The sequence below is a fragment of the ANME-2 cluster archaeon genome (genome assembly GCA_014237145.1).
In the GTDB taxonomy this organism is placed as follows: domain Archaea; phylum Halobacteriota; class Methanosarcinia; order Methanosarcinales; family Methanocomedenaceae; genus Methanocomedens_A.
Window position 1 is genome coordinate 1 of sequence record JAAXOC010000079.1, and the last position, 5,328, is coordinate 5,328.

General features: G+C 43.4%; 6 protein-coding genes. All 6 read right to left on the bottom strand.

The window, feature by feature from the left end; genetic code table 11:
• Window positions 1-452: 452 nt before the first annotated feature.
• The 6 genes from HF974_10175 to HF974_10200 all read right to left on the bottom strand — a co-directional run bounded on the left by HF974_10175 (window position 453) and on the right by HF974_10200 (window position 4,669).
• Complete coding sequence (locus tag HF974_10175) at window positions 453-674, bottom strand: hypothetical protein (GenBank protein MBC2698673.1); 222 nt, start codon at window positions 672-674, stop codon at window positions 453-455.
• Between the two features lie 23 nt (window positions 675-697).
• Window positions 698-877 (bottom strand): hypothetical protein, encoded by a 180-nt coding sequence (locus HF974_10180; protein ID MBC2698674.1) that lies wholly within the window; start codon window positions 875-877, stop codon window positions 698-700.
• Between the two features lie 185 nt (window positions 878-1,062).
• Complete coding sequence (locus HF974_10185) at window positions 1,063-1,503, bottom strand: hypothetical protein (protein MBC2698675.1); 441 nt, start codon at window positions 1,501-1,503, stop codon at window positions 1,063-1,065.
• A 610-nt stretch (window positions 1,504-2,113) separates the two neighbouring features.
• The gene (locus HF974_10190) at window positions 2,114-2,452 is read right to left on the bottom strand and encodes a hypothetical protein (protein MBC2698676.1); all 339 of its coding nucleotides are present in this window, start codon (window positions 2,450-2,452) and stop codon (window positions 2,114-2,116) included.
• 51 nt (window positions 2,453-2,503) lie between these two features.
• Window positions 2,504-4,090 (bottom strand): hypothetical protein, encoded by a 1,587-nt coding sequence (locus tag HF974_10195; protein MBC2698677.1) that lies wholly within the window; start codon window positions 4,088-4,090, stop codon window positions 2,504-2,506.
• Window positions 4,091-4,462: 372 nt separating this feature from the next.
• Complete coding sequence (locus HF974_10200) at window positions 4,463-4,669, bottom strand: hypothetical protein (protein MBC2698678.1); 207 nt, start codon at window positions 4,667-4,669, stop codon at window positions 4,463-4,465.
• Window positions 4,670-5,328: the final 659 nt, after the last annotated feature.

Here is a 5,328-nt window from a genome sequence, read left to right on the forward strand (position 1 = left end):
TACCGGCAAAGCCCATGATTGTCTGCCGGGTGTAGCGTTTGTAAGGAATCGAAAAGTCCGGGTAGTTGGTGATGGTCTTACCGCAGCCGGGACATCTGAACCGAACCAAGGTGCAGTAAGCGGATTGGATTAACATTTCGACGATAACCAAAAAGCGTCTCTCACGGTATGCGTGCAATTTGAAATATAGCGATTCAACATGGCATTGGGGGCACGGGGGTAAGTGATGTGGTGTGATTTTATTCTTTTCTACGTTGTCCTGATATGCTTTAATATCTTTGTATGTCGCAGTCGGCGGCATCGTTTTATCCCCTCTGTGTTAGGTTGACGTCTGCAAACCGATTCCTTTAATACAGAGGGGATATTTTTTCAAAGGGGGCGGGATAGTCCTTTCTTATTTTTAGCGGGATAGTCTCGGGCGGGGTATCAGGATATCCGAGCGGCGGGGTAGCTTATTCTGAGACTTTCAGGGTCAGGTATTCTGAGAGGTAGCACATGGCCACGTAATCATCGTTGATGAGCCCGTTGACCGGCAGATCCACAAAGTCGGTGTCGCCCATCCATACGGATCGGTCGGCAAAGGCCAGTCGACTGGCCTCGATAAACACGTGCATGGCCTGGGTCTGGCCAAAACCGAAGTCCTGGGTTTGGTCACCCATGGGGAAGCGCTCCATGAGCTTTAGAATTTGGATAACCGTCAACGGATATTCCCGCTTTGCCTGGGTGCAAATATGGAGAAGTACCTGCCCAGGTCAACCATGGTCTTGATGCCCTGGCCCTTCGTGTTAACCACATCTTCCATCTCAACATGATAAGCGATGACAGGATCAACTATTCCGCTGTCTTCAAAGATCCGTTTTGGCTTTTTGAATTCCATCATGTTTCCCCCAAACTCCGTTAAACAGCGGCATAAGGAGACGTTGGTGCAGAAAGTTTATAGCACCAAGGTCCCCCATCCCTCACAAACTCCTTTAATGTATTCTTGCAACCCTCCTTTTTCTCAGGGGACCACCCATCCATGCCTTTTTAAAAGTCCTGATAACCGATGTAATGAACACATTTTTACCAAAACATAATTTTATCAGCTTCATCAATTGCCTCCCATACCTGGGGAAGCTTTAAAGGAACTATAAAATCCTCAATATTTGAGGTATCGTCTATTGTCTTGGCAAAACCCTCAATTACATTGGCAGTCCCACAAGAAGCAATGGCAACTCCCAATTCGTTTTTCTGGAAGCGGGCCATCTGCTCTAAGTTATCCGGTAAATCAGAGGAGGATAGTCCTTCAATTTGGCCAGCGATTAGCTCTTTCATTTCATCAGGTATAGTTATCTTGGCCAATTCGCCCTTCTTAGTCAGACTGACACATTCAGGCCCGTAAAATATGGTAACTTTAGGGACATTACCCAAATTTTTTGCCATAAAAGCATCCAAATAGGTAGCAAACTGACTATAAGGCTCGATGCTATTTACAACGATTAACATATTTTCTGTTTTTGCCATTTTTTTACCCCCTTTTTACAGAAATTGGTTTTGTGAAAAGGTCGTTTTACTTAGACTTAGGCTCCCAACAGAATAATTAACGTCCTGTCAGGAGCGTGGTAGGCACAATTTGAGGGGTTTCTCCATTGTAACTTAACCTACTTGGGACACTATTAAAAGAACATTACATGTCAAGAAAAATGCATCAGAGATCATTTCAATCAATGACAAAATGCCGATTTCATGTACCTTGCCAGTATCCCATGCTGGCATCAACCTGTGATTTATTGAGACGATCTTAGTAATTGGAAATTAAAGAAATTTTACCGATATGCTTTGGTGATCCCCGCGGTACCACGTGAACCGCTATTTTAGCAAGTTTTGGCCCGTTGTGATTATTTTCAAACATCGTTGAAAAATGCTGCGGCTGATATCTGCAAGGTCGTTGGAGCAATATGCAGTTTCGACCAGCCACTTTTTTTGCAGATAGATAATAAGTGTTCTATCTATCGTCCCGCAACAATCCCAATTAAATATTGGATTCGCTGCTAAATGGCTGAGGTAAGAAAAAATCTGACGGTCAATCTGATGGGCGGGATGATTGATAAAACAGATGTGTACGAAGCCGCATTCATTCTGGCATGTAAACTGCTATATGGGTAAAGTATCCACTTTCTCTTTTCATTATAATTTCAAACATTAACATCGCATGGTCATTTATATCTGTAAAGAGGAAATTTACCACTCCGGTCAAAAAAGCTGCATATAAATTCGAAAAAACAATTTGGTTCGGAACCATTATAAAAACGGGGGCTAAAATTACCGCGGAGCGGTTTCGTACATATAGCAGAAATCTGCACCGGATACCATACCCTGAGGCCCACCATTGAACGCTGCTCTCCTGGACCTGATTTCCATGACAACATCTTGTATTTACATTGTCTTTGACACACAAGGAACCATTTGACATACTCATCCATCCAAAAAGCAAGCTCCTATATATTTCGTCTGGGATTTACTTCTATTCACATTCAACTGCATTATTTGCTGCATCAATCAACTGTTGTCCTTGGATTTCTGAAAGTATTCCTGCATTAATGAGTGCTTGGACATGATTTACAAATGGCTTGCCGAGAAGATTGCATGCTGCGTTTATGTTTCCTTCGTTTAGTTTTCTTTCGGCTGTTTCCAGTTTTGTAATTAATGAATTACCTTGTCCGTCATTCAACGTACCATCTTGAACTAAGCTTCTTATATCATCGATAATCGCTTCAATCTTTTCTACGGGTGTAATTGGGGACAATCCAATAGTCCATATTACAGCATGGCTTTCAGTCAAGACTGTATCACTCGAAGCTGTATAACTCCAACCTAAGACCTGCCCCTGCTCGTTGATTGCTATAGGTCTAGAATAAGTCCCTCCAAGTGTCCCTAAGTCCTGTATTCCATAAGTTGACGTCCATATGAAAGCATGTTGTTCATTTGAGTCTGTATAACTATAACCTACGACCTGCCCCTGCTCATTGATTGCTACAGGGATGCTATAAACTCCACCAAGCGTCCCTATATCTTGTATCCCATCAGCTAACGTCCATATGAAAGCATGTTGTTCATTTGAGGCTGTATAACTCGTGCCTATTACCTGCCCCTGCTCGTTGATTGCTATAGGTCTATAATAAGTCCCTCCAAGTGTCCCTAAGTCCTGTATTCCATAAGTTGACGTCCATATGAAAGCATGTTGTTCATTTGAGGTTGTGTAACTATAGCCTACTACCTGCCCCTGCTCGTTGATTGCCACAGGATGCACAGGATAGCCAGAAGTCCCTCCAAGTGTTCCTAAATCTTGCATCCCATCAGTTGAATCCCATATAAAAGCATGCCATTCACCTGATTTTATTTGACTATAGCCTATTACCTGCCCCAACTCATTGATTGCCGTAGTGCCGCTTTTTCCCCCGCCGAGATGCCCTATATCTTGAATCCCATCAGTTAGCGTCCATATGAAACCATAAGATTCCCAAGGCGACGAGGAGAAACAAGTGCCTATGACCTGACCCTGCTCATTGATTGCTACAGCGTCGGAATAACCAGTCCCTCCAAGTGTTCCTATATCTTGAATCCCATCAGTTGGCGTCCATATGAAAGCATGGTATTGATGGGGGTATCCTGTTAAACTCTGGCCTATGACCTGACCTTGCTCGTTGATTGCTAAAGGGTCACTAAGCACCCCTCCAAGTGTTCCTAAATCTTGCATCCCATCAGTTGAATCCCATATAAAAGCATGTTTTCCACTCGCGACTCCCGCACTATGACCTAGTACCTGACCCTGCTCATTGATTGCTACAGGGGTGCTATAGTAACCACTAAGTACACCTATATCTATCATTCCATCAGTTGAATTCCATATAAAAGCATGGCTTTCATTCCAAACTTTTGTACCACTATAACCTACGACCTGACCCTGCTCGTTGATTGCTACAGGTTGGCTATAAGTCCCTCCAAGTGTTCCTAAATCTTCTATAGTTATTGATAGTTCGGCAGATGCTGGTATGATTGCAAATGTTAAAAATAATATTAATGTCACTCCCATGGCAAAACATCTTTTCATCTGAACCTCCTTTTTCGAAACCTATAATAAAACTTAAGCCAATTATTATTTCACCCATTATATACGCAAAAATCATGCAAATTCAAGTGGTTATGCTTGATATTGTGGAGAAGTGAAGGATATCAAGCTGTTAAATCAATTAGAGGGGGAAGAGAGCCATTCTAAATCACATAATAAACTATGTAATTGTGGGGTAAATTACATAATAATTATGAATTATATTACGTAAATACCACTTTGTGGTGATAACGATTTGGGGGTTTCGATGAAATGGAAGGTTAAGCTAATTTCAGATATCTTGCCATTATGTTGCCGGTATTATTATGTTGTTCATTTTATTCCCCATTTCATTCCGGCTAATTCCATGAGGATTCAACAATCCATATCATTCCTTTGATTCGACCTGCCTGTCGGTTCACGCCGGTTGAAAGGAACGCCTGTCTGGCTCTGACTAACCGGATCTCTTGTACCTTGACCCACGATTTGCGATTCTAAAAGGAAATAGACAGAAAAGCCCGAAGTTGCACCTTCGGGCTTTAGGCAAGAGCTACCGCAAGCATCCGGAAGCTCCCACACCATACTTCCTATCTATTGCACCTTCCGGCTGTTTGCAAGGCCGGAGGCATGCCCGAGGTGTTACTGATTCTTATTCAATGTCGATGGTGCGATTTCCATTTCTGTATTTGCAGAGGCTGTTTTAGAGGACAGGCCTATTGTTGTGATGAATGCCGTTGTGCGGTGTAGATCCCCGCAAATAAAGGAGCGGCAGTCTGCAGGATTTTCATAATCATTGACAAACGGGAAGAAATTTTCAAATTAGATGAGCCTCCGGCAAGGAGGCTTTTTTTATGCAAAAAAAATGGGGTGACGGTTGGCCGACCGGAGCACCCCAAAAAGACCGGGGCGTTTTACCGACCCCACAAAACAAGGACTCCATGATAATTTCTGTTTGCGTAAAACTCAAGGATATTTATGAACAGGGCTGCCATTTTAAATGGACCAGGCCTCACGCCTGCCCCCGGTGCAATTCCGTCAGAGTCTGGGGGCATGGGTATGTGCTCGCCTATTTCGATGGATTTGCAACAGGATTATGGCTGCGTCGATTTCGCTGTCCGGACTGTGGCTGTATTATCCGAATGAAGCCCGGGGGCTATTTTCCCCGCTTCCAAACCCCAACCCATACGATTTTATCTTGCCTGACCCAGCGTCTTTCCGGTGACACATGGAATGCCGGCCTG

Excerpts from the sequence above, each read along its gene's own strand:
- HF974_10195 (MBC2698677.1), bottom strand. The coding sequence starts at position 4,090 with ATGAAAAGATGTTTTGCCATGGGAGTGACATTAATATTATTTTTAACA.
- HF974_10185 (MBC2698675.1), bottom strand. The coding sequence starts at position 1,503 with ATGGCAAAAACAGAAAATATGTTAATCGTTGTAAATAGCATCGAGCCT.
- HF974_10200 (MBC2698678.1), bottom strand. The coding sequence starts at position 4,669 with ATGGTGTGGGAGCTTCCGGATGCTTGCGGTAGCTCTTGCCTAAAGCCC.
- HF974_10175 (MBC2698673.1), bottom strand. The coding sequence starts at position 674 with ATGGAGCGCTTCCCCATGGGTGACCAAACCCAGGACTTCGGTTTTGGC.
- HF974_10190 (MBC2698676.1), bottom strand. The coding sequence starts at position 2,452 with ATGTCAAATGGTTCCTTGTGTGTCAAAGACAATGTAAATACAAGATGT.
- HF974_10180 (MBC2698674.1), bottom strand. The coding sequence starts at position 877 with ATGGAATTCAAAAAGCCAAAACGGATCTTTGAAGACAGCGGAATAGTT.